This is a genomic window from Endozoicomonas sp. SESOKO2 (assembly GCF_024606245.1).
In the GTDB taxonomy this organism is placed as follows: Bacteria; Pseudomonadota; Gammaproteobacteria; order Pseudomonadales; family Endozoicomonadaceae; genus Endozoicomonas_A.
In genome coordinates, this window is sequence record NZ_JAHHPQ010000567.1 from 1 (window position 1) to 23,999 (window position 23,999).

General features: G+C 48.3%; 21 protein-coding genes. 8 read left to right on the plus strand and 13 right to left on the minus strand.

Going from position 1 to position 23,999, the window contains the following annotated elements; genetic code table 11:
• On the minus strand, positions 1–1,580 hold a 1,580-nt coding region (locus KDK17_RS13895), incomplete at its 3' end, for a hypothetical protein (RefSeq protein ID WP_257288303.1).
• Between the two features lie 1,500 nt (positions 1,581–3,080).
• Positions 3,081–3,668 carry a hypothetical protein gene (locus KDK17_RS13900; RefSeq protein ID WP_257288304.1) on the minus strand — a complete coding sequence of 196 codons (588 nt, stop codon included), beginning with the start codon at positions 3,666–3,668 and terminating at the stop codon, positions 3,081–3,083.
• Between the two features lie 273 nt (positions 3,669–3,941).
• Between KDK17_RS13900 and KDK17_RS13905 the strand changes: the two genes are divergently transcribed.
• The gene (locus KDK17_RS13905; protein ID WP_257280809.1) at positions 3,942–4,991 is read left to right on the plus strand and encodes a hypothetical protein; all 1,050 of its coding nucleotides are present in this window, start codon (positions 3,942–3,944) and stop codon (positions 4,989–4,991) included.
• A 524-nt stretch (positions 4,992–5,515) separates the two neighbouring features.
• Positions 5,516–6,538, plus strand: a complete 1,023-nt coding sequence (locus tag KDK17_RS13910) for a hypothetical protein (protein ID WP_257288305.1) — start codon at positions 5,516–5,518, stop codon at positions 6,536–6,538.
• 83 nt (positions 6,539–6,621) lie between these two features.
• Here the strand turns inward: KDK17_RS13910 and dbpA are convergent, their stop codons facing one another.
• The 3 genes from dbpA to KDK17_RS13920 all read right to left on the minus strand — a co-directional run bounded on the left by dbpA (position 6,622) and on the right by KDK17_RS13920 (position 9,654).
• Positions 6,622–7,773 (minus strand): ATP-dependent RNA helicase DbpA, encoded by a 1,152-nt coding sequence (dbpA, locus tag KDK17_RS13915; RefSeq protein WP_373691600.1) that lies wholly within the window; start codon positions 7,771–7,773, stop codon positions 6,622–6,624.
• Complete coding sequence (locus KDK17_RS19620) at positions 7,754–8,002, minus strand: DEAD/DEAH box helicase (RefSeq protein ID WP_373691601.1); 249 nt, start codon at positions 8,000–8,002, stop codon at positions 7,754–7,756. Before KDK17_RS19620 ends, dbpA begins: the two co-directional genes overlap by 20 nt.
• Positions 8,003–8,166: 164 nt before the next feature.
• Positions 8,167–9,654, minus strand: coding sequence for a hypothetical protein (locus KDK17_RS13920; protein WP_257252460.1), 1,488 nt, complete (start codon positions 9,652–9,654; stop codon positions 8,167–8,169).
• A gap of 264 nt (positions 9,655–9,918) precedes the next feature.
• Here KDK17_RS13920 and KDK17_RS13925 point away from each other — a divergent pair, with 264 nt between their 5' ends.
• Positions 9,919–11,388 (plus strand): DASS family sodium-coupled anion symporter, encoded by a 1,470-nt coding sequence (locus tag KDK17_RS13925; protein WP_257288306.1) that lies wholly within the window; start codon positions 9,919–9,921, stop codon positions 11,386–11,388.
• Positions 11,389–11,405: 17 nt separating this feature from the next.
• Here KDK17_RS13925 and KDK17_RS13930 read toward each other — a convergent pair whose 3' ends face one another.
• A complete protein-coding gene (locus KDK17_RS13930) occupies positions 11,406–11,747 on the minus strand; it encodes a DUF2956 domain-containing protein (protein WP_257252458.1) in 342 nt (113 codons plus the stop codon).
• A gap of 326 nt (positions 11,748–12,073) precedes the next feature.
• On the opposite strand from KDK17_RS13930, the gene KDK17_RS13935 reads away from it, so the two are divergent.
• Positions 12,074–13,684 (plus strand): F-box/WD40 repeat-containing protein, encoded by a 1,611-nt coding sequence (locus KDK17_RS13935; RefSeq protein ID WP_257288307.1) that lies wholly within the window; start codon positions 12,074–12,076, stop codon positions 13,682–13,684.
• Positions 13,685–13,703: 19 nt separating this feature from the next.
• On the opposite strand, the gene KDK17_RS13940 is transcribed toward KDK17_RS13935, so the two are convergent.
• The 5 genes from KDK17_RS13940 to KDK17_RS13960 form a co-directional block, all read right to left on the minus strand.
• Complete coding sequence (locus KDK17_RS13940) at positions 13,704–14,549, minus strand: methyltransferase domain-containing protein (protein WP_257252456.1); 846 nt, start codon at positions 14,547–14,549, stop codon at positions 13,704–13,706.
• A gap of 126 nt (positions 14,550–14,675) precedes the next feature.
• Positions 14,676–14,936: a DUF5062 family protein gene (locus KDK17_RS13945; protein WP_257252454.1), complete on the minus strand. Its 261-nt coding sequence runs from the start codon at positions 14,934–14,936 to the stop codon at positions 14,676–14,678.
• A gap of 72 nt (positions 14,937–15,008) precedes the next feature.
• Positions 15,009–15,455 carry a DUF962 domain-containing protein gene (locus KDK17_RS13950; protein WP_257252453.1) on the minus strand — a complete coding sequence of 149 codons (447 nt, stop codon included), beginning with the start codon at positions 15,453–15,455 and terminating at the stop codon, positions 15,009–15,011.
• Between the two features lie 122 nt (positions 15,456–15,577).
• Positions 15,578–16,618 carry a peptidoglycan DD-metalloendopeptidase family protein gene (locus tag KDK17_RS13955; RefSeq protein WP_257280814.1) on the minus strand — a complete coding sequence of 347 codons (1,041 nt, stop codon included), beginning with the start codon at positions 16,616–16,618 and terminating at the stop codon, positions 15,578–15,580.
• Positions 16,619–16,876: 258 nt separating this feature from the next.
• The gene (locus KDK17_RS13960; protein ID WP_373691602.1) at positions 16,877–17,494 is read right to left on the minus strand and encodes a pseudouridine synthase; all 618 of its coding nucleotides are present in this window, start codon (positions 17,492–17,494) and stop codon (positions 16,877–16,879) included.
• 167 nt (positions 17,495–17,661) lie between these two features.
• On the opposite strand from KDK17_RS13960, the gene KDK17_RS13965 reads away from it, so the two are divergent.
• The 4 genes from KDK17_RS13965 (at position 17,662) to KDK17_RS13980 (ending at position 18,955) form a co-directional block, all read left to right on the plus strand.
• The gene (locus KDK17_RS13965; RefSeq protein ID WP_257252449.1) at positions 17,662–17,883 is read left to right on the plus strand and encodes a ParD-like family protein; all 222 of its coding nucleotides are present in this window, start codon (positions 17,662–17,664) and stop codon (positions 17,881–17,883) included.
• Positions 17,876–18,172 carry a type II toxin-antitoxin system RelE/ParE family toxin gene (locus tag KDK17_RS13970; protein WP_257288308.1) on the plus strand — a complete coding sequence of 99 codons (297 nt, stop codon included), beginning with the start codon at positions 17,876–17,878 and terminating at the stop codon, positions 18,170–18,172. The genes KDK17_RS13965 and KDK17_RS13970 overlap by 8 nt, the downstream gene beginning before the upstream one ends.
• A 97-nt stretch (positions 18,173–18,269) precedes the next feature.
• On the plus strand, positions 18,270–18,509 hold the full coding sequence (vapB, locus tag KDK17_RS13975) for a type II toxin-antitoxin system VapB family antitoxin (RefSeq protein WP_257252446.1): 240 nt from the start codon (positions 18,270–18,272) through the stop codon (positions 18,507–18,509).
• A complete protein-coding gene (locus KDK17_RS13980) occupies positions 18,506–18,955 on the plus strand; it encodes a type II toxin-antitoxin system VapC family toxin (RefSeq protein WP_257252445.1) in 450 nt (149 codons plus the stop codon). The genes vapB and KDK17_RS13980 overlap by 4 nt, the downstream gene beginning before the upstream one ends.
• 3 nt (positions 18,956–18,958) lie before the next feature.
• Here KDK17_RS13980 and KDK17_RS13985 read toward each other — a convergent pair whose 3' ends face one another.
• A complete protein-coding gene (locus tag KDK17_RS13985; protein ID WP_257288309.1) occupies positions 18,959–20,287 on the minus strand; it encodes an MFS transporter in 1,329 nt (442 codons plus the stop codon).
• Positions 20,288–20,436: 149 nt separating this feature from the next.
• On the minus strand, positions 20,437–23,999 hold a 3,563-nt coding region (locus tag KDK17_RS13990; protein WP_257288310.1), incomplete at its 5' end, for a transglutaminase-like domain-containing protein.

Below are 23,999 nucleotides of genomic sequence, written 5' to 3' on the forward strand. Positions count from 1 at the left end.
GGCCGGAAGTAAAGCATGTTGTTCATCGGCAGGTTAACCTGGATAGGAATTTTCAGAGCATCTGAAAGAAAGGTACAGTCAACGCCCAAATACTTGGAGTCCTCGAGAAAAGTACCCTGCTGGATTCTTGTCAGCAGTACTTTTAAATCCAGCCCCTCAGGCACCGTTTTGCCATCAGGAGTCTTTCCTGTGTCATGGAGTACTTCAAGATAGTCACTGAGCCTTGTTTGGAGTTTCAGGCCCAGTTCATCGGGATCGACATTTTTCTTTTTGACCTCAGTGGCTTGTGGTTGAGGGACCACTGGATCTTTTCCTTTACGTCCCTGCTGTTTCCCTTTTTTGCCTTTTCTGGATTTTGCAGTAGTCAGATTTTTATCCTGAACGGTTCCCGAATCGAAGAGCTTCATGAGTGCTATGAGTTGGCGCTCCACGATTGAAATGCCCAGGGCAATCACCATGTTTTCGGGAATAAGCAGCTTCAGGGGTAGTTTAATCTCTTGAGCTTCCTCAATGCCTGCAACTAATGGTGTTTCTATGTCCGTTGTGTGGGTGCCCTCTGAAGGTGCAGCGGTAGCTACCGGAGATGTTTGCATGGATGAGGTAGCCTGATCGGGCAAGGAGCCCTGTGCAGAGTCATTATTACATTCAGCCACAGAGGCTGAATCATCAGGGCTCAGAGCCTGCCGGACCTGGGCGGCCTGTTCACTATTAAGGGCGTCTTTCAGCATTCCCATACTTTTATCGAGCTTCTTGCCAAGTTCTTCCAGATCCTTTATTCGGTCGGATAACTCTCGGTGTCGTTCTGAGTCACTTTGTAAATCACGGTGTTGCTGTGAGCCACTTTTTAACTCATGGTCTCGCAGTGAGCCACTTTTCCTGTACAGCTTGTGACGCTGAATCATTTTACCCCGCCGGGCATAAATATCCGGAATGTCCTTGCAGCATTGAATGACGGCTTTTCCCTGAGCAATCAGGTGCTCCATGTCGTTGTGTAGATCCACCAGTGCATCAACAAACTCGGGTTGATCTTCATTAAGGCTAAAGAAAATCTCCTGCGCTTCTTTGACGGCCTTACTCATGACCAAGGTGTAGATGCTGATCTGCTGCATATTAAGCTTGAACTGCTTCAATGCTTCCCTGAATTTGATGTCTTTTTCCAGATCAGGCGGCCCCTGATTTTCCAGGGCTTGCCCGTAGGCATAGACAGGCTCAATCATTTTGTGAACAAACTCCAGCTGACGCCGAAGCCTGGAGGTGACCATGTCGGCATAACTGTAATGAGCCTGAGCTTTGTCAAAGCCAGTCACCTGGGGATGGTTAATCACTCTCTTGAAGATGTTGTTCAGAACCCCAACAGGCTCTTTTCGAGCAAAGGCTTCAGTAGCCTCATTCAGTGTGCCTGCCAGATCATAGGGCTTTGGCGCAGGGGGGGGGTGGTTTTTTCTCTGCGGTTGCGGCCTGCGTGGCCTGCTTTTTCTGCCATTGGGCCTTCTGTCTCTGTTCTTCTCTTTCCCGGCGTTTTTTCGCTCTGGCCTCCAGTTTTTCTTTGATCTGCTGCTGTTCCTCTTGTTCTTCTGCAATCAGGTCGGAAGCTCTCTGAACGACCTCTGCTTCTCGCACATGAAGACTCTTTATTACGAATTGGTAGTGGTTGTTGACCTGCTCAAAAATGGACATCAGCGTAGCCCGGACACCCTCAGGCAGCATTTTTTTCTTGTTAATGGTTCTGATCAGGGTCTCTAACTCAGCTACCAGAGCCCTGGCCCCTTCCAGCCTGGCTTTAAAGTGAGCCAGCGGTTCGGGGCGGTCATAAAGATACGGTAGCGATCTCAGTAAGGAGATGCCGAGTGACAAAGCATCCTTTGGAGCAAAGGCAGGATTGTCCGCTTCCATCTCTTTCCGGAAGAACTGTATGAGGCGCTGAGCTTGTATGGGGTTGTCTGTCAGAATCATGGCACTCATCAGATGCCTGAGTTCAAAGCTATTTAATTTTATCACCTGTGGCTGCTCAGGGTCGAAGTCAGCCAGCCACCGACTGAAACAGCAGGAATGGCTCGCCAGCATTTGGCGAAGTTTATCCAGATCGTCAGTGAGCAGGTATTCTTCCATGGCCAGATCAGCCAGCATGGCTACCCCGAAGACGGCCCTGTCATGGGTATCAAGGCTCACTTCAAGTTTTGAATATTGTTCAAGCCCCAGCTGACATTGAATCACTTCCTGATACATTTTCATGCATTCGATGGACTGGGGTAAAAAGTCTTCTATCCTGTGTCGAAAGGTTGCGCGGTCATTCTGTCTCACGGCATGAAGGTGAGGCATCACTTTAAGAGCTTTGTGAAAGCGTATTCCACAAAGATTGGCATAAAGTTCTATGCGTGTTCGTTCTCGCCAATAATCCTCGTGGCGTTTGTCTGAATTTCCGAGGCTGACGATGTCTTTCAGCAAGGTCTGTTCCGATTCACTGATCCGTCGAGATCTGACTGCTCTTCTGGCGGTGGTTTCCAGTTTTCTAAAAACACTGTAATCGGACTGGAGCACCTGGTAAATCTGGTTCACATTGGTAAAATGCGTATCCAGTAATTGTTTCATCTCTATCAACAGAAGCTGCGTGGCTGTGGAGTAGCCTTCATAAAGAGTACAGCCAAGCTCGGGCTGCCTTTCCTTAAGGCCATTCTCCATTATAAACGTTCTAATGGCTTCCAGGGACTCTTCGACCTTATGGCCCAGTTCCGCCATTTCATCCAGAGTGTATTTCCTCCTGCTGACGCTACGGTTGCGTAATTGCTCGTCTTTGCCAGCTACGGCAGTCGCTCTCGCTACCAGATTTTCACCGTTGGTAGGAGTAATATCACGGTGATCCTGCTGACGTGTGACTTTGCTTTCTTGCTCTGAGCTCGTTGAAGGATCAGAAGTTGAACTATTTCCTGATTGAGGAGAGGGTAGACCCTGGCTAGCTCCGTCCATTTTAACCTGCCATTTTGTTGATTCGTTTTCTTCAGTCTAGAAAGTCTGACAGATTTGTCAGAAGAGCTCGGATGGCAGGAAGCTGGCTCATCAGAGCCAGCTTTAAGGCGAGGGAGTCAGATGTCCCAGTGCAGGCCCAGATTAAAGCCCTTGATACGCTCATCGTCATAGATGCCCTTGGTGCCATCCATATCGATGTCGTAGGTGCGGTAGCCACCTTGCAGTTTCAGGCCGGCAAACAGGTAAAAACGGACACCCACTTCCAGGTCATTAAAGTCAGTATCGCCTGAGCGACCTGCGTAAAGCTTGCTGTAAAAGCTAATGATGCTGTCCTGAAACAATTCCACATCGGCGGTTAGCATGGGGACTGTATCGCTGAAAGAGGCATTCCGATATTCACCGCTGTCAAAGCGACGAACCCCCATTCCCAGATCCAGAGCGATATTGCCATTATCCAGAATTTCGTAGTAGCCGGAAGCATCGTAACTGTCGAACTTCAGCTTGTCATGGTTAAGCCTGCTATAGCCTACCGCCAGATTGGGAAGCAGGGGGATCGGGTGTTCTATCTGTCCGTAAACGGTCTGAAAGTCACCGTGGTTGGTAGTATTCCAATAGTTGTAACCCAGTTTCGCGCCAATAATATCTGCCTTGGCAATGTTAACGCTTGCCGTCAGGATGGCAGCCGTCAGAATCGATTTTTTCATTTGTCGTTATTGCGTAGGTAAAAGTAACAACTTACCGCTTGTTAGCCATGGCTCCCATTCTGACTTTTACTTATAGCCATTACCCAGGGTTACTTCTTGAGTCACAGTGCAAAGGGAATTGGCGGTAAGTCGTATCTTCGTCTATATAGATCCTTCAGGCATAGATAACTCAGAAATCAACAGTCTTCATTGGGGTAGTGGGGCCATCTCAACAGCCTCTGTGCAGCTGGGTCTGGGTTGTCAATTTAAATCTACGGTGGTGGGTTAATTCTGATGCGCTCAGTTCGTGTGGCCTTATCCAGCCTGATAGGAACCTTCCTTTTACTGTCCATGGCCCGTGGGGAAGCCGGGGAAGCATGTTGGCTGACAACCCATACTGACAGCTTCTATAACGTGGATGTCCTCTCCGAGATCATGGAAACTGGCGATGATGTGCCACTGTGTGTGACTCGTGCGCTGACGGGCTCCGGCGTTGAGGTCGGATATGTTCATTATCAGCCAGGAGAAGATAGCCCGGTTCTGGCCTGTTCGTATTGGGATTCTGGCGGAAGTCAGTCTTATAGTTATGAGTTTCAATGGTTGTCGGCTAAATACTCTCAGTTGCAGGCGGCGAAAGCCCATAATCCCTATTTGAAAGACCCTGCTGGTATTAGCATTGCACTCTTTCTATCAAAACATGTTTTTGGATATTGTGACCAAGGGTCAGAAGAGTCCGGTTTTTTTACGCAGGGTGAAACTTATCAGGAGCAAACCGTTGTTGGTGGCGAGAAAGCTTCCGAAGGAAGCGAATTTACCGGACAGCAACCTAACCTCTGTATGGGCAGCGGAACCGAGGAAGTTCTGGGAGAAAAACGCAATTACTTCGCTTTTGGCACTCAATCGACCGATGGCCAGCACTGTGAGCTGAGTCTGTCTCGTTATTATGAGACCGTTCACTCAGGCAGTGCCTTGGGTGATAGTAATCAAGCGGGCACTCTTCGAGTTATGGCAGCCCCAACACCCAAAAATCAGAAGTGCAGGTTTCCTGAATATGTCAGAGGCAATATTTATGTCTGCAAATTTGATATTGGGACTGATGGCGGCCATTACTGGATTAGGGACGGTCAGGAAATGAGGCATTCTGCCAGAGATCTGGGCGAGTGTGCCCGTTTCAACTACGAACCAAGGTTCTGCATGGACATGAAAGGTCACTGCATTATTGGCAGAAAAGTCAAACACGGTGATACTGATCATAACCGCAACCACTGTTATATCTGTAATGAACAGATCACTCAGGAAGCGCAAAAACTGGACTGGAGCAAGATTAAGTGTATTACCCCTTGATTTAAGAGACTTTTTCCAAAAATTCCAGCTCATAATACAATTCGGATGTCTTATGAGCTGAAAGCACAGCAGACACAGGAATTATCAGAGTCTGCAAACTTTAAACTTCCGGCCCTCAATCTCAATCCTTCCCTCTTCAAGGCGCGAGTCACAGTTGATAACGGCCTTCAGGTCATCAACTCCAGACCCCGCTGCGACATCGACAGCAATCAGAATGTCGGCGCTCTGGTTTGAAAATCGCAGTAGGACAGCCTTAAGTCCGACAGGCTGCTAGCTGCTGACTTATACCTGAAGCCAACGTTGAGTGGTACTTCTTGCGTGACAGTGCAAAGGGAATTGGCGGTCAGTCGCATCCTCGTCTATATAAAACTGTCCAGAAAATCATACCTCCAGAAATAGCAGGTTCCATTGGGATTTTGGAACTTGCGTAGGTACATCGTGTATCAGTCCCGAACAGCCCCTGGGCAGTGGGGTCTGAATTATCAATTTTTATTAGTGGGTGAAATCTGATGCAGGCAGTTCGAATGGCCTTATCCAGTCTGATAGGAACTTTCCTTTTGCTGTCCGTGGCTCATGGGGAAGCTGAACAAGCATGTTGGCTTACGACACATATCAACGGCTCCTATAACGTGGATGCTCTCTCTGAAATCATGGAAACCGGTAACGATGTACCACTCTGTGTGGCGCATTCACTGGTAGGATCTGGTGTTGAGGTCGGATATGTTGGTTACTACACAGGAGCAGGCACTCCGGTTCTGGCCTGTTTGTACAGAGATTCCAGTGGAAGCTACTCCTACAGCTATCAGTTTCAATGGTTGTTGGCTAAATACACTCAGTTACAGCAAGCGAAAACCTATAATCCCTATTTGAAAGACCCCGCCGGTATGACCACTGCACTCTTTCTATCAAAACGTGTTTTTGAATTTTGTGACCAAGGGCAGGGAGAGTTCGGGATTTTTACTCAGGATGAAACGTATGAGCAACAACCTGTTGCTGGTGGCGACAAAGTTTCCGAAAAAGCCGGGTTTGTCAGGCAGCAACCTAATCTCTGTATGGAGAGCAGGGTCGAAAAAGTGCCTGGAGAAAAGCGCAGCTACTTCTCTTTTGGCACTATATCGGCCGACGGTCAGCGCTGTGAGCTGGCTGGGTCTCGTTATTACGAGACTGTTGACTCAGACAATACCCACAACGGTAGCGCTCTTCATGTTCTGGCAACCCGAATACCCAACAATCAAAAGTGCAGGTTTCCCGAATATGTCCGAGGCCAAATTGATGTCTGCAAGTTTGATAAAGGGACTGATAGCGGACATTACTGGATTCGAGACGGGAAAGAAATGAGGCATTCCGCTGTAGATCTGAGTGAATGTGCCCTATTCAACTATAAACAAAGGTTCTGCATGGACATGAAGGGCCACTGCATCATTGGCAGAAAAGTCAAACACGGTGATACTGATCATAACCGCAACCATTGTTACATCTGTAATGAACAGATCACTCAGGAAGCGAAAAATCTGGAGTGGAATACTATCCGGTGTATTACCCCGTGATGTAAGAGACTGTCTCCAAAAAGGCAGCTCATAATACAAGTCGAATGTCTTATGAGCTGAAGGTGCACAAGTCACAGAATCAATCAGAGTCTGCGAACTTTAAACTTCCGGCCTTTGATTTTGCCCTGTTCAAGTCGAGCCAGAGCTTTCCGGGCACTTTCCCTTTTAATAGCCACGTAGGCGACAAAATCAAAAACATTAATTTTGCCGACCTGGTCACCGGGAATGCCTGCTTCACCGGTAAGAGCGCCCAGAATATCGCCAGGGCGTACCTTGTTCTTTTTTCCTCCATCAATAGCCAGCGTCACCATTGGGGCTTTTGGAGGCGGTTGTGTTGCTGGCTTCAGTGCTCTGTGGTCAGCAAAAGTGAGTTCGGTTCGCAGCATATCGGCAATAGCATCCAGTTTGTATTGCTCACGGGAGGTGTGCAGGTTCAAGGCCAGACCTTCTTTACCAGCACGACCTGTTCGCCCGACTCTGTGAACATGGACTTCCGGATCTCGACTCAGGTCATAATTGATAACAGCCGCCAGATCATTAATATCCAGACCCCGGGCTGCGACATCGGTAGCAATCAGAATGTCGGCACTCTGGTTTGAAAACCTTACCAGCATCTGGTCTCGTTCTCGCTGTTCCATATCACCGTGCAGCACCAATGGCCTGTACCCCTGGTCATAAAGGTAAGTACCAACGTCTTTGCAGGTCTGTTTGGTATTACAGAAGATGACAGTAGAAGCGGGCTGATAATGGTTCAGCAGTTTGCAGAGGGTTTCTGGTTTGTCAGGGTTCTCAGCTTGATAGAAAAACTGCTGAAGGTGTTGGTGAGTGTGCACTGACTCAACAGTGACCTCTTCAGGCTCAGACTGGAACTTTTGGCTCAGGGCCCTGATCTGTTTGGGATAGGTGGCTGAATAAAGCAGCGTCTGCCTGTTTGGCGGGGTGTGATTCAGAATGTTTTCAATGGCATCAATAAATCCCATATCCAGCATCCGGTCAGCTTCATCCAATACCACCGTTTTTAGTTGTTCGAGAGTGAGTGTCCGCTTACGCAGATGATCCTGAATTCTTCCCGGTGTACCGACAACGATATGGGCACCATGGGAGAGTGAGCTGATCTGTGGGCCAATAGGTTGTCCACCGCATAAGGTAACGACTTTGATGTTCTGACGGTAGCGAGCCAGTTTTCGAATTTCGTTGGCGACCTGGGTGGCCAGTTCACGAGTGGGGCAGAGCACAAGACCCTGACAGCCAAAAAAAGCGTTGATGAATGCCCGAAAGCATGCCAATGGCAAAGGCTGCCGTTTTACCACTGCCGGTTTTGGCCTTGGCAATAAGGTCTCTGCCGGCCATGGCCAGAGGTAAACTTTTTTGCTGGATAGGGGTCATTTCCCGGTAGCCAATCTGCTCCAGGTTGTTCAGCAGCGCTTCGGGCAGCGGCAAGTCGGAAAAAGGGTGTGTAATCAAGGTTTACTCTCTACCGTGAAAAGTCTGCATCGCCGGATATAACATCACTCAAATCTGTGTGGCAATGCATTTTGGGGTCAGGAGTATAACAGAGCTGATGAAAAAGCGCGGATGCGGAGTATACCCATCAAAGGGGTAGCTTGCTCAGGAATAGTTAGAAATAGTTAGAAGTAGAGAGGTGCCAGAATGAAAATCTGTATTACCGGTTTGAACTGGTTGATGATCCAGTCAAACAATGCACCGATCTCTCTCCTGTCTATGACAAAGTGCCTTCCTGACAAGCTCAGCATGACATCACCTGATGCTTCTGGCTGAAAATTGATCACTGTGACCTCTTGGTCTGGAGTCATCAATTGAGCCATAAAGGGAGTTTGTGCTCCGGTCAGTGCTTCGACATTCTGCAAAGCGCTACCTTCAGTGGGGCCGGGCTGGAAGCCATAATTTGGCATTGATAGCGCAAGTTCGGCCTGATCCTGTGTCTTTTTGAGCTCCCGGATCGCGCCAGTATGTTCGATAGGAGGATATTCTGGTGAAGAATGCCCCAGCTGTTGAATATATTCGATAATGGCGACTGTCAGGGAGTTAGTGAGCATAGCCGCGGCAGTTGCGCCTTCTGATGAGGGGGCGGGATCGTCTGGAACTGCCTCGTGAGTAAAAACAGCCAGTTCTGTCACCTCTTCATGATTCAGAAAAGCACTAAGAAGGAGGGTCAGGTTTTCGATACAAATGGGCGAACTCTGCAGACCCAGCTCTGTAATAATCAGAGCCTGCTTGTTTTCTACAGGGTGAATATGGATAACCGTGATCATCCCATCTTTTTGGATCATCCGGATAATAAGGTATTTACCTGAAAGCAAAAGCGACTTGAGATTCAACAGTGATTGATCAGCAAATTTGATATTAAAATCTGACAATAGTGAGATCAGGACAGGCAGTTCCGCCTTGTCTCTCAGTAGCAACATGGCTTCCCCACGGGGCAGGGCCGAAGCATGAGTGCCTGATATTCCATAGCCTCTCTTTTCAAGTCGTTCAATAAGGTTGTAAGCAATAGATGAGCCTTCTGAATCCTGCACTGAAGGTCGCACAGTTTGAAATTCTTCATAAACTCCTTGTTCAATGGGTGGAATAAGATTGTGAGCGACAGAAGGAGTGGTTGTAGTTGTCGTTTCAGCGGACAATGATTCGACGGCCAGATTTTCTTCGTGGAGATCGTCGTGAGTAGGAAAGCTGCTCTTGTGCCCTGCCGTTTGTTCAAAACTGTATTTGGCAGTGGCTGGCAGAGATAAATCAGAACGGGCACTGATCATAGCAGAATAACAAGCATAGCCGCCCGATTCCTGTCTCTCATCTCGCAACAGGCAGCCGCGCTCCATCTGATCCTCTAAAAGAGCAACATTATCTCTATTCGGATCGTCAGAGTCTGGCCCGTTTTCCATCAGAGCCGTTTCAGCAGCATAGCGACGGGCTTGCTGTGCCTCCATAGCATCTTCCATCTGATTGAGCGTATTCTGAATACACCACAGACAGATATAACCTCCGAAGCCGTCCGGTTGCATTTCTATAGAGCACGAGTGTTTTAAGCACACAGGCTTGTCAAAGGACGGCTTGTCAGCCGCTTTTACCTGGTAAGCTGACATAGATGCAAACAACATCAGTACAAGACTTACAGAGAAAGCCGCTCTGATTGAAAAGGATTTTATAGATAAGAAGGAGTCCATTACCGCAATCGTTCATGATTTTATTTTCCTAACCGTGGACAGATTAGAACACAGATTGTCATATTGCCCGGAAACCCATTGGTCAGAATGACCATTTACCGAGCATGAAGAGGGGGATTTTCGATTTTTGGAAGCGGACGGGTGAATAAATCAAGGAAGTAACCGACTTATAAACAGAATACTTCTAAGGAACAGACCATGAGTAAACAACCCTCCTCGTCAGAGCTGGAATCGGGTGCCAACCCTTATATCTGGCTGATTGGGCTCATCGCAGGGGGGGCCCTGTTTGTTATGACGCTGGTGCTGCCTGCGCCCGAGGATATGCCTGTTGCTGCCTGGCACTGTGCTGGGCTGGCTCTGATGATGGCCGTTTTCTGGTCCATGGAAATACTGCCTATCGCAGTGACCGCACTGTTACCGCTGCTGCTGGCTCCGTTAGTTGGCCTGCTCTCTCTGGATAAAGTCGCTTCGGCTTATGCCCACCCTGTCATCTATCTTTTTATGGGAGGCTTCATGCTGGGTCTGGCTATGGAACGCTGGAACCTGCATCGCCGAATTGCGCTTCTGACCATGCTGGCCTCTGGCACCGGTGAGCGTCGACAGGTCATAGGATTCATGCTCACCACCGCTTTTATCAGCATGTGGGTGTCTAATACCGCCACGGCTATCATGATGTTACCCATTGGTATGTCTGTGATCTCAATGATGAAGGAAGAACGGGGCTCCCACGGACATTTTCCTGCGGCTCTGCTGCTGGCTATAGCCTACGGCGCTTCCATTGGCGGCTTTGGCACCTTGATTGGAACACCTCCCAATGCCTTGTTAGCGGCTTTTCTCAGTGAGCAATACGGCATAGAAATTGGCTTTGCCCAATGGATGCTGGTAGGTATGCCTGCGACGCTGTTGATGCTATTGGTCACGGGTTGGTGGCTCAGTTCGGGGGGCTATAAGCTTCGTCCGGGAGAAAATGAATCTGTACGCAAGTCTTTAAAAGAACAATTAGCTTCCATGGGCTCTTTGAGCAGGGCTGAAAAATGGGTAGCAGTGATTTTTACCGCAACCGCATTATGCTGGATCTTCAGACCCTGGCTGTCCGGCTTTTTACCGGGTATAAAGCTTACTGACACAGCTATAGCCCTTGCCGGAGGACTGCTGATGTTCATCATTCCTGTCCGGTGGGGTGAAAAGCTCGATTTTCTTCTTAACTGGAAAGATATTCGCAAGCTTCCCTGGGATGTTTTGCTACTGTTCGGAGGCGGTCTGAGTCTGGCTGCGATTATCCGAAAAACAGGGCTGGCAGAATGGATCGCCAGTAACTTTCAGGTGTTGGATGGATTGCCCACCATCGCCGCCATTGCGCTGGTGGTTTCCGTGATTATCTTCCTGACCGAAATTACCAGTAATACGGCCACTACGGCTGCTTTCCTGCCGCCTTTGGGAGCACTGGCTGTCTCCCTTGGGTTGGACCCGGAAGTTCTGGCTATTCCAGCAGCCATAGCCGCCAGTTGCGCCTTTATGCTGCCCGTTGCCACTCCCCCCAATGCTATCGTGTTTGGCTCGGGTCTGTTATCGATTCGTCAGATGATTCGAAGTGGCCTGATTCTGAATTTGGCGGGTATAGTGATTATCACTGTATTGTGCTCGCTGCTGGTGGAGAGGGTTTTTTAGCCAGAGAACCTGAAGTTTCAGACGCCAGATGCAAAGAAGTAAGCAGCAAACGCTGCCCAGCTCAGGCCCAGTAAAAGCCAGGGCAGCCAGTGCTGTTTATAGCGGGTTACTTCCTCAGTGATCGTTTCAACCTCTGTGGCAGGGGGCTCTGACTGCCTTTTCACTTTTTTCAGGTGTTTATCCAGTTCCCGGGCTTTGGCTTTTTGCTGCTTTTTATAGTGCTCAATGCCTTTTTGGATGCCTTGGGCAATTAGTTTTGTCTGTTCTTTGCTCTGACCGGGCCGCTGAGTGGCCCTGGCCACCGACATGGCCTCTTCACGGGTTTTGGATGGGTCGGTTTTTTTTCGGGGGCTGGCCATATCGTAAGACAGTCTCGGGGCAGGGAAAGAAGAGTGGGATAATAAAGCAAGACTCTGATGAAATCAGCCCAGATCTCCAAGACTCTGTGGTTATGCCTTCTGATCAGCTATAGCCATCTTCCGGGTAGCTACAGAGAGAATCATTGATTGTCTGCTGCCACTGAATGACATCTTTCTTGAAAGTCAGCGCGTGAGCCTGAAGAAATTTTGTTAGTTACGCTTAACAACATGTTATGAACTTTCATTCTGAAACTGCCTCCAACTGAGTACATTATTTTGAACCTCCTTGCTGATCGGAGATAAATACCAGCTTTTCGGAACCAGACATGCATGCGATAAATAATAATCCCCGCACTGAACCACCACTAACGCGAGCCCGGGCTCGCGCTCTATCCCTAACACCAACGGGTAACAATGCGGGTAGGTCCATCACCACAACTGACAAAAAAAAATATTCATTGCAGGATTTACCGTCAGACACACTGTCCATGATTTTTTGCAAATTAAAACTTCGGGATATTCGCAGTTTGCAAAAGGTATGTACCCGCCTTCGCGACGTTGTTAAACAAAATAACGCTCTTGCAAAAGCCTGGTATCGGCAGTTTTCTTTACCGCATCAGGATCAACTAAGGATGACCATCACCACAAAAAATGAGAATCAACTCCGTGCGTGGTTTGAGTCGTTTTCGAATGATCAGGCGTTAGTCACGTCACTTATAGATCGCCGACAGGAGAGTATTTATTTACCTGCGCTATTATTTTTCACCAAAGCTGAGCTGATGTCTAAATGTGAAACATTTGAATTAGTCACTAAAGCCACCATCGACAAAAATTATAAATTTAACTCAACCACCAGCATTTACGAGCGCATGAATATATCAGACCGCAATAGGGTCAAATCAGCCGCACTCAGTGCTGACGGTCGATATCTGGTAACCGCCAATGGCGACCAAACGGCAAAAATTTACGGTCGCAAGACTGATGGAACATGGGAAAAAAAAACCACCATTCCCCATCACGGAGGGCCCCAATCAGCGATTTTCAGCCCTGATAGTCAGCATTTGGTGACCACCAGTTGGAGTGGCACCGAGACTATATATGACCTGGGAAGCAATGAATCATGGGAGCCAGGAACCATCATTTCCCATAGTGCTATGATCACATCAGCCAGCTTCAGCACCGATAGTCGACATCTGGTGACCGCCAGTTGGGATAAAACAGTGAAAATCCATAGCCAGAAAGAGGATCAATCATGGGAGTTAACAGCTATCCTTCGCCGGAGGAATGCTGTCGGTTCAGCCAATTTCAGCACCGATGGCTGCCACCTGATAATCGCCTGTGGGGATAAAACGGCGCAAATCTATAGCAAGAAGGACGATGGATCATGGGAAAAAAAAGATGTCATTACCCATGATGCTGCTGTCTGGTCAGCCAACTTCAGCGCCGATGGTCGTTATGTGGTCTCCGCCAGTGATGATTGCAAGGCGGAAATCTATGAGAAGAAGTCCGATGGATCATGGGAAGAAAATACCATCATTCAACACAGAAAAACTGTCAAATTCGCCACCTTCAGCCCCGATAGCCGACATCTTGTGACTGCCAGTGACGATCGCACAGTGAAAATTTACGGCAGAAAAGCCAATGGGTTATGGGAAGAAAAAGCCACCTTTCCCCATAAATATTGTGCCTTATCAGCCACCTTCAGTCCTGACGGTCGCCATGTGGTGACTAAAGCCTTATATCAAAAAACGGCAAAAATCATTGGTCAGCAGGATGACGGGTCATGGTTAGAAAAAGCCAGCATTGTCCATGATAAAGCTATCACATCGGCCACCTTTAGCGCTGATGGCGGCGATGTGGTCACCTCCAGTGAGGATGGCATCGTAAAAATCACTGAATTACGGGCGAATAATCAATTGTTTGTTGTCAATAAGTGATCCTGTTCCGGGTGTTTAGCTATCCTGCTCGTTGCATTACATAGAGCTTCATATCAAAGCGGCACTGCAAAGCATTCAGGCTGGCGAGCTTTTCTTTCTGGGAAGGTTTGACATGCCAGTAATGTGGGGTCATTGCCAGTAAGTCCATAATATCTGTGGCTGAGTTGAGCTGCATAACACCCTGAACCGCTTTTGTTTCAGTCAGAGTAAAACTTTCAGGCAGTTGATCGAGCAGTTTATCCACAGGGTAAGGTCTGACTGTTTCGTAGATAACCTGACGAAGTTCCAGCAAGTGCTTCTCTCCCGGAGTTAACACCAGCACGTGCCCTTCAGGCTTTAACAGTCGTGCAAACTCATTCCAGTCGCATCGTGAAAATACACTGATGATGACGTCCAACTCCTGATCTTTGACGGGAATGTCATTGACGCTGGCCACCAGCCATTGGACAGCTTGGTTTCTTTTGCAGCAGGCTACAATGGCAGGCTTGGAGATATCAATGCCGGTTACTGAGGCTTCCGGAAACGTCTGTTGTAACCTTTCTGTGTAGTACCCTTCACCGCATCCGGCATCGAGAATAGACAGTTGGCTTACTGAAGGCTTCCCAAGACTGTCCAGAGTATTGGCCAGCGAATCAGCCACCGGCTTGTAGTAGCCCTTGTCCAGAAATCGGGTTCTGGCCTGAACCATTGTTTTATCATCGCCCGGGTTTTTACTGCGCTTTTTATGCCCCGGAAGCAGATTAAAATACCCTTGCCTGGCCCGGTCAAACTGGTGATTCCGGATGCAGCCCAGACCCATACCGGAAGTATGGAATGACTGTGCCAGAGGTTCGTGGCAGACAGGGCAGCGAAGAATAAGGGTCATGATTACCGGTACAGATGAAGTGCGAGCCGAGAAGTTTACTGTTATTCCCGCTTTTTGCCATGAAAAAATGCCCTTACCGCCGGTGATTAAATCAGTTACGGCGGCTCATGGCTGTATTTCGGGCATCTATTTCAACAGCGGATGGTTTTCTGGCAATTGGCGGGATATCCAGAGCGCCAGCTTGCGCTTCATGCTCGGCTCTGATTCTTCCCCTTTCACCAGAGGTTGTATCAGCTTGTCATGAACCAGCAGACGGTAGAGGTATTCAACTTTTTGCTTGGCGGAGTCGGTCGGTTCAAACTGCCCCGCTTTGCGTTTTTGGGCATAAATAGCTCCGACTCTCAGAGCCTCTTTGACCAGTTCACTTTCATTTTTCAGTTTTTTCATTCGCCACCCGGTCGTTTTCTCAAGATTCAAAGACAAGGGTACATAATAGCCCAAGAGATCTCATGCTCCTCCTCATTGGACCTTTAAGCTCAACTTCTTAAACAGAAAACTCAGGCACCAGAGTGGCCCGACCAGCAGAAACTGGATGTCTTCGAAGAAGGAGGGTTTTTTGCCCTCTATCTTGTGGCCGACAAACTGGAAGATCCAGGATACAACAAAAACAGCAATACTGACGGTCAGTAAATACTCACTAAGGCTGGCAGCTATGCAGCTCATAGCTGCATATAAAGCGATGATGCCCAGTGTCAAAGGCAGAGAGAGCATGAAGTAGAAAATCAGGGTGATGGCCATGACCACAAAAACGGCGGCAGGGCTGAAAGACCAGACCATGCCAATGATGCTGAACATGATCGCCGGAACACAGATCCAGTGAATTAGCTTGTTGGTAGGGTTCTGGTGGCTTTCGGCGTAAGCATCAAGCCATTCAGTCAGGGTTCGCATTTGCATAGGGGGCCTCATTCTACTGAAACCTGCTAAAGCAGTATTTTTATTATTATCTTTAATTTGCGTAAGACCATCAGCGAACTGAGTGGGCGTGGATGTCAATGGTACCTTGCCGAGTGATGTTGTTCCTAATGATTTTAAAATGCGCCGCGGTTTTTCATCATCAGCCAGTTATCACCAGGACTGGTTTCCTTGCTGGCAAGGAGTAGTTCCTGTCGATTCTGGTTCATCGCTGCGATTATCGGTTTTGTGGCTATTTTAAATTGCTTCAACGCCTCCCCTCGCAAAGGCTTTCCGTTTGGCAGTTTAGCGGTCATAACGTCGACGGCCCTGCCATCGATTAACAATTCGTAATGCAAGTGAGGACCGGTAGATAAACCGGTATTTCCAGTTTTACCAATCACGTCCCCTTTGCGAACCTGTTGCCCTTCTTGCACATTCAGCTGGCTCAAATGAAGGTACCGGGTGACATAGCGTTTGCCATGTTGCATTTCGATGAAGGTACCTGCCGCCGGGTGATTGGTTTTTGCTTTAACGATGGCTCCGTCAGCCGGTGCATAAACCGCAGTACCTACCGGCACTGCCCAATCTGTTCCGCGGTGCGGGCGAATCTGGCCGGTGATCGGGTGTTTTCTGGCAGGGTTAAACCCAGAGCTGACCTGACTTTTTATACTCAGAGGGTATCGTGAGAAAGAACTGCCGAGTAGTTTCCCTTCCGGCGTATAGTACTTCCCATCGCTGTGACGAACCGCTGTGTAGGTTTTATTCTTCTGATACAGTCGGGCAGCCAGAATGTCACCGCCAAACCCCTGACTGTTTTTAGGGGAGTCGTCAATCAGTAGTTCAAAACGGTCGCCGACCCTCAGATCTTTATTGAAATCAAGCTGCCATCGAAAAATAGTCTCAAACTGCTGAATGACAGAGGCTGAAACTCCAGCTTTTCGCGCACTTTGGTAAAGGCTGCCCTGAATGTTGCCGGTAACCGTTCTGAATTGTTCAAAAGCACTGACTTCATGCCTGTCAATGGAATGAGCAAAAGCAATCTTTGAGAAAGATACTGAAAGGATCAGAGCGGCCGGCAAACTGCGTCCGACTTTGAAATTGAACAGTTTTCCGGATGATCGATTACTCCTGTCCAACAATCCGGTGCAGGCTTTGTAAAATAGATTCGCAGGCATTCATCAGGACCCCGGCTGAAAAAACTGCAGGCAGTATCACAGCCCTTGAAAAAGTGAACTATGGAGAGTTCTCCTTAATAAGCTTACCTTCAGGGAAAGTGATAACAATGACTCTCAGGATGTTTACTGAGCGGGTATCGGACAGAGAAATATAAAAGAGAACGAACGAAGTGATGGTCTCTGAACTCTTGTGCAAGCGGTTGTTCTTCTCGAGGCTTTTACTTAGTTTTTCCTGTAATACCTCAATTCCGCCAGCCTTCAGAAAGGAGGCTGGCTTTCAAACTTCATGGTTTCACCCGTGGCAGGGTGTTTGAAAATCAGCAGGCTGGCGTGCAGGTGCAAACGTTCAGACGCTGTTCTGGCTTCGTCATGAGCATAAAATTCACAGCCCAGAACAGGGTGTCCCAGCTCAGCCAGGTGAACCCTCAGTTGATGAGACCGGCCGGTCACTGGTTCCAGCCAGACCCTGCCATAAGCGCCATCACCCGCCATGAGGTGATAACGGGTCAGAGCCTTTTTACCAAGCTCATGATCGACCATCTGTCTGGGTCGGTTAGGCCAGTCGCAGATCAAAGGCAGGCAAATTTCTCCTGATTTCTGATCCGGCACCCCCCAGACTTCTGCGATATAGCCTTTTTCCACTTCCCGATCCCGGAACTGTCGACTCAGTTCTCTGTGGCTGGCGGCATTCAAGCCGAACACCATCAGTCCCGATGTGGACATATCCAGCCTGTGGACAACTCTGGTTTCCGGCTCAATAGCAAGCAACCGGGCGTGGACACTGTCGTTATGGTTGGGTGGACGACCGGGAACACTTAGCAGCCCCGCAGGTTTAACAACGACCACCAATTCAGCGTCACGGTAAAGCTCCGTCAAAGGTTCCTGGCAGGGAGGTGCGATAAAAGTCATGTAAAAAGGTCAGTGATGAATGAGTGGGCATTATGCAAGTTTCGCGACCTCACGAAAATGGTCAGGGCTTTTGACAGGCATGATGCACATAACTATATTTGTAGCAGTCTGATACAAAAAACAGGATTTGAAACATGCCAAGCAGACCCTTACGACTGGATGAAGAACTGGTGACCGCTGCAACTCTTGTTGGCAAGGTCAAAAAACGCTCGGCGGCAAAACAGGTGGAATACTGGGCCAGCCTTGGCAAGGTAGCCAAGGAAAACCCTGACCTGCCCATTACTTTCATAGAGGATATTCTGGAAGCCGAAGAAGAGCGCAAACAGGGTCTGGTCTCGGAGTACCGTTTTGGCTAAAGCAGAAACGATACTCCAGACAGCCCGGTTTTCAAGAGCCGTGAAAAAACTCAGGCCAAACCAGAAAGCAGATCTTGATACAGCCATCAAAGCCATAGCCGACAATCCCGATATTGGCGATAAGAAGAAAGGCGTTCTGAGCCACCTCCGGGTATATAAATTCAAGATGACAAAACAATTGACCCTGCTGGCCTATTACTTTGACGACGGCGAGCTGGTTATGGAACTGATCTCCTTTGGCTCCCATGAAAATTTTTACCGGAACCTTGAGCGGCAAGAGCGCCAGTGACCCAAAGCTGTTGATGGCAACCTTTCTGAACATATTGATCTACCGGTTGTCATAGTCTACTGTTTGGGATATACAAATTATATATACAGGGCTAAACATGGAAACCAGCGTATTCAGAAACAACCGCTCACAGGCGGTCAGAATCCCGAAAGAGTTTGAGCTGCCGGAGGGCACAAAGCGTGTCAGAATCTCCAAGCGCGGAGAATCTATTCTAATCACGCCGATAGAAGGGGATTGGGACTCATTCTTTCAGATGATTGATGAAAACGCCGTTGAGTTTGAGCGTGAGCCTCAGCCCGACATGCAGATCAGGGATCTGGGAGACTGGGGCGAATGAAATATATGCTGGATACCAATATGGTTATTTTCGCTATGCAAAAAGGCGACCCCATGCGGGTACGCCAGAAGATAGCCAACCACAGTGGCGATATGTTCATTTCCTCAATCACCTATGATGAGCTGATGTTCGGGGTATATAACTCCGACAGCGAAAAGAGAAAGCAGTGCAAAATCACCATGCTGAATGAGTTCCTGTTGCGGGTTTCCGTTCTTCCCTTTGATGAAAAAGCCGCCGATCATTCGGCCAATATCCGACAGCACCTTTGCTCAACAGGTCAGCAAATCGGTGGATACGATAATCTCATCGCGGGACATACCCGAAGCCTTGGCATGACCTGCGTCACCAATAATACCCGCGAGTTCGCCAGGGTGCCCTCCCTGTCCGTGGAAGACTGGACTAATGAAAAAAAAGCACACAGAAGACAAGCTGGAAGATGCCATTGAGTATCAATGACCGGCAACTTTCTTAACAAAACGAGCAACAAAACGTTCTATAAATTCCGGCACCCGTCTGAAAATAAGGGCACAGACCAGCAAATTAAGTACACCGAGTGTCAGGAAAAATGGTTCAATGGACAGCTGTAGTACCCCCAGGCATACCATGCCAAACAAGGCACTGACCACCATGTAAAATGAATTCTGAACATTCAGGGCGGCGATCGTCTGTGCACGAAGGTTCGCAGGTGTTCTCTGCTGAACCATGGCGTACAGAGGCACAATAAACAGGCCGCTGAAAAAGCCAATCATGCCCAGATCCAGTAATACTCTCAGATTCTCAGCGTTTTCGACAAAAGCACTAATGCTCAGTAAGTTCGTAGTTGTGGCAGGAGTGATAGCAAAATACAAATCGATTCCGAACAGGCTCAGGCCCAGAGCACCGATGGGTACAATACCCGGCTCAACACGGCCTTTGGAAAGTTGTCCACAGAACAGTGAACCGGCAGCGACACCAATAATAAACATCGCCAGCATGATACTGACGACTTCCGGGCTGCCTTTCAAGGTCTCGCTGGCCAGGTTGGGAAGCTGTGTCAGGTAGGCGGCTCCCAGTGCCCAGAACCAGGAAATAGCAATAATGGATTTGTGAACGCTGTCGTTTGATCGGGTTTTCCTGATCATAATCAGGCTTTGCTGAAAGAGGTTCCAGTTTATTTTCAGATCGGGAGCAGCCGCTGTAGCCTTGGGTATAAACAGAGATGCCAAATAACCCAGGATGGCGAACAGAACCACAGAAATGGCTATCCACACAGTAGCATCGGGCTGTTCAGTCAAAATACCCGCACCCAGCGTACCCACCAGTATGGCAACAAAAGTACCCATTTCTACCAGTGCATTGCCGCCCATCAGTTCGTTTTCATTGAGGTGTTGAGGAATAATGGCGTATTTAACCGGCCCGAAAAAAGCGCTTTGAATCCCCATCAAGAACAGCAGAGCCAGCAGAACCAGATAGTTCTGGGTAAGGATAAAGCCGGAAGCGACCGCCATAATGACAATTTCCAGCAGTTTGATCCGGCGGATAATCATCGATTTTTCATATTTGTCACAGATCTGCCCGGCCGCACTGGAAAAAAGAAAGAAGGGAAGAATAAACAGGCCAGCAGCCAGATTGATGTAAAGATCTGAGTTAAATGGCAGGCTCTCTGCTGCGGCGAATGCCGCCATCAGTAATAAAGAGTTCTTGTAGAGGTTGTCGTTAAAGGCACCCAGGAACTGGGTCAGGAAAAAAGGTAGAAAGCGTTTTTTGCCCAGCAGTGCCAGCTGACTCTGTTGCCCCATGTCAAAGCCTCGTCGTTTGTTATATCCCCGAATTCGCCTCTACAAAAGGGGAAGGTGGCTACTGTCAGATAGCATGACGTGGGGCTATGACAAGTGCAACGTCTACAATCATTTAGCAGTAATCAGGTAGAAAAAATACATCCCTGGTGTTACACCAATGCATTAGAGATCGACTTCAAATTCACGTTGTTAAAAAACTCTTCGGCAATTTTTGTCAGCTCATCGGATTTGAGAATCAGAGCGTCACTGGCGTCGTGCGCCTGCCGTAAATAGTTTTCCTTAATCGCTTGCACAACCCAGTGTGAGTGTTCAATTACCGACATCATGGCATACAGCTCTTCAGGTGAGGATGGAGCATGAGCGCCATAGTTTTCAAAATTCATGCTCGCTCCGAAGGAAGCTTTGGCCCAACAATAGGTTAAACAACCACCTTTCGAGTTCGCCATCCCATAAAGATAATGACTGAAGGCCTGCCAAATCGCTCGACTGCATTTTTTTCTCAAATCATCCAAAAGCTTTCGGTCCTCTGGTGACGCCTCAAGGGACTCTATAATAGGTTTGTACCAGCTTTTGATAGCAAGATTTTTTTTCTCATATTCTTTTTGAGCATGATTTTTCTGATAACCCAAAGTTTTTCTGTGATCCTTTTCCAATGCTTGAATATCAGAGTAGTACTGTTGCTTCGTTGCTTCACATTGATCGACTTTTTCCAGTATCCGTTTCAATTCCGGGCTGTTCTCAACGTTTAGTCGAAACAGGGCTTCGGTCTTTTCAGCCATGCCGGTTTCGTGCCGGGAAGGTTCACCCATGATAATCACCGGGCGGTGGTTACCTTTACCCGATATTAACTGCGGAAAAGCAGGATTGTGCACCAACATACGTTCTATATCGGGAACACCTTCAGGTTGATCTGTCCAGACAGGCTGTATTAATGAGCTGGCAATTTTCTTTTCAAGGAGTCGCGAAAACCCATCATGACAATGAGTCACGAACAGAGTAGCACCTCTGTTCTTTTGGAATCTTTCATAAGCCAGCTGCCATACCTGACTATTTTTTTCTCTGGACAATAATTCCCCGTACCACTTTTTCAGGCAATGGGTGGCTTGAACCTTGAGTTCATCGACATCTTCCAGACGCTCAAGTAACCAATGATGGCAATCGGCTCTCATCACTTCGCTCTCATAGGTCGGCAGCGGGTCCAGCCAACCCGATTCCAGAGCTTCACGGGCAAAGAGAATAAACGAGGGGGTGGCCGGGTCACACTTAGCCAGTGTGTATACCATTGAAGTCAACCACTGGTAACGACTGACTCCAGCCTGATCAATCATTTTTGAATGGAGTAAATTGAGTTGCTCAGTGACCAGATCTTTATCACTGTCGGACAAGATCCGTATGACTGCATCTGACATTGATTTACAGATATGTCCAGGGTAACGAGACACAACACTGACCAATTCCTTCTCGCGATGGCCCAATAAATCTGTTTCCAGCGACTCTAATATTGAGACGCCCAGGGAAAAACCGGTTAAATCCTTTTCTTCCCACAGCTTTCTTGCCACTTTATGAATATCTAAATTGGCTGCTGGCAATGCACTCTCAAGGATTCTGTTCAGCTCCTCAAGGCTGACGCCACAGGCTTTAGCCAGAGCTTGCTGTTGTGCTGAATCAGCACTTTTCAGAATATCCTTCAGGAGAGTCTTAATCTTATTAAACTCACTACTGGAACGACTGAACCTTATGGTGGGCTGGAAATGAGGTATTATTTTTGTTAAGCGTGAAGTTGCTCCACCCAAGTCCACCGACTTCCAGGTTTTGCCGCCATCCCCGGAATACTCGGCAAATCTGTGGATACGGCTTCCAATTTGTCGGCTTGGAATCCCGAAATAACGACAAAAAGCCACAAAGACAGGCGCACGATGACGACAGCTGCCTTGCCGCTTCGTGACGAGGAAATCAAAGAAATTTTTAGGGCGCTCTGGTTTAAAATTACCGGAAAAACTTCGGCAATAGTCCGTGATTGCCTCAACTTTTTGCTCCGTGTTTTTGGCGTTTTCTATTCTCGACAAAATCACCTGTACTTCGGGTGGTTGTTCGTTAGCGTTCTTAAACAGTTTGTTGAGTACTGTTTTCATGCCTTCTGAACAGCAGGCGTCGGAACGTATTGATCGATTGGGTCGTGCTCGTTTAGCAGGTGTTTTTTTGCCCGATTCTCTGTGCTCTATGATATAAGCGCATTTAATACCCTGTCTGGTGCTAGCCTCTGTAAAATACAGCGTGTGAAGCCCGGTATATCGGTCCCTGATGAGGGTGAATGGCAAATCGGGTTCTACACGAAGGGCCACGATGTAATCGTTAGCCTTCAGGCTGGGCAGTGCATATTTGTCGATGTTTGATGGTATCTCAAAGGTTGCCAGCGTTTGATTGCTTGCTAGTGCTACTTCCCGACCATGCTCTGGTAACCGTTCCGGTTTGAGGGTATCGAACCCATGAATGTGTTTGTCATTAATAACAAGCTGTCTGATATCGCCCTGAGCAGTCACATAAACGTCCATTGCCCACCAGCGATACATATTGAGAGGATAGTTCCGCGTATTAAACACTTCACATTGTACATAATGTTGCTCCACCTGGTCCTCAAAGTTCGTGCTCCAGTCTAATGCCGGAGCTTTTTCCCATTCGACTTCTGAAATGTATTGTTTAGGATCGTGATCACTGGCAATAGCCGTTTTTTCGTCAGCTAACGCTTCCTCGGTAAAATCGTCAACCCAACGGTTCGCCATATCACTCATCTGATGCCAGAACGCGGGCCACAATCGAGCATCATCGGCATGCCATGCCTCTATCCGCTGGTCAGCCTCCTGAAGATAACCCCTGGAAGCCAACGTTTGCAGAGTTCGTTTCACTTCTTCCGTCATCTGAAACAGGCTATCAGCGTTCGCGCCCGCCTGGCCATACTCAAGATCGAACCAACGGGTCAGCCAGTGTTGGTAAAGTGCCTGGATTATAATGTCTTCCGACCGACCCGGCCTCAACGGAAGACCGTTTGCTCGCCATTTTGCCTCAGCCATCCGTTTGACGATCTCCGTCCTGATTTCCGTGTCACTCAGCTTGTCCTTGATACGAATTTCATGGCTTTTCTCGTCAATACTATTGAGATAACTCCGTCGTATTACCCACGGGCGATTAATGCGCGAAAACGTCTGGTTGAACCACTTGCAAAGTTCAATATCAAGCCCACTTTTACCTATGGCAAGAGCCGATGACCCGGGCAGTATCTCCAGCGATGTTTTGGCGGCCACGAGGTAAAGCCGATAGTATTGATTGAGGCATTGATGAAGTGCTTTTTCGGTAAAATCACCCCCTCTGACAACAGCTCTGGCCACATTCTGTAAATCAAGACTGGTCGGCTGCAATGGGAGTTTTTTCCGTTGCAGGTAAGCCCTCAGACGACAATGTAGCTTCGTCAGTTGTTCAGCGATGATTTTCCCCTGCCGGGTCTCTGGCAACACTTTCTCAGCAATGGTCTGCAATTCTGTCGGGCTGTACTGGCGGATGGGTAAATGCCGGAAACGCCCTTTCAGCGCCGGTGATAGCGGTTTTCGACCGCTGTACTCAGGTGGGTTGATGGTGGCAAACAGGTGAAAACCCGGATGGGCGTCACCGGCCAGAATATCATTCAACTCACCTTCCAGGTGCTGGCTGTCGATCAGAT

Coding starts and splice junctions, on each gene's coding strand:
- KDK17_RS13910 (WP_257288305.1), top strand. CDS start 5,516: ATGGCCTTATCCAGTCTGATAGGAACTTTCCTTTTGCTGTCCGTGGCT.
- KDK17_RS13955 (WP_257280814.1), bottom strand. CDS start 16,618: ATGCCTGCGAATCTATTTTACAAAGCCTGCACCGGATTGTTGGACAGG.
- KDK17_RS13980 (WP_257252445.1), top strand. CDS start 18,506: ATGAAATATATGCTGGATACCAATATGGTTATTTTCGCTATGCAAAAA.
- KDK17_RS13950 (WP_257252453.1), bottom strand. CDS start 15,455: ATGAGGCCCCCTATGCAAATGCGAACCCTGACTGAATGGCTTGATGCT.
- KDK17_RS13905 (WP_257280809.1), top strand. CDS start 3,942: ATGCGCTCAGTTCGTGTGGCCTTATCCAGCCTGATAGGAACCTTCCTT.
- KDK17_RS13945 (WP_257252454.1), bottom strand. CDS start 14,936: ATGAAAAAACTGAAAAATGAAAGTGAACTGGTCAAAGAGGCTCTGAGA.
- KDK17_RS13930 (WP_257252458.1), bottom strand. CDS start 11,747: ATGGCCAGCCCCCGAAAAAAAACCGACCCATCCAAAACCCGTGAAGAG.
- KDK17_RS13925 (WP_257288306.1), top strand. CDS start 9,919: ATGAGTAAACAACCCTCCTCGTCAGAGCTGGAATCGGGTGCCAACCCT.
- KDK17_RS13920 (WP_257252460.1), bottom strand. CDS start 9,654: ATGTTGTTTGCATCTATGTCAGCTTACCAGGTAAAAGCGGCTGACAAG.
- KDK17_RS13940 (WP_257252456.1), bottom strand. CDS start 14,549: ATGACCCTTATTCTTCGCTGCCCTGTCTGCCACGAACCTCTGGCACAG.
- vapB (WP_257252446.1), top strand. CDS start 18,270: ATGGAAACCAGCGTATTCAGAAACAACCGCTCACAGGCGGTCAGAATC.
- KDK17_RS13900 (WP_257288304.1), bottom strand. CDS start 3,668: ATGAAAAAATCGATTCTGACGGCTGCCATCCTGACGGCAAGCGTTAAC.
- KDK17_RS13965 (WP_257252449.1), top strand. CDS start 17,662: ATGCCAAGCAGACCCTTACGACTGGATGAAGAACTGGTGACCGCTGCA.
- KDK17_RS13935 (WP_257288307.1), top strand. CDS start 12,074: ATGCATGCGATAAATAATAATCCCCGCACTGAACCACCACTAACGCGA.
- KDK17_RS13985 (WP_257288309.1), bottom strand. CDS start 20,287: ATGGGGCAACAGAGTCAGCTGGCACTGCTGGGCAAAAAACGCTTTCTA.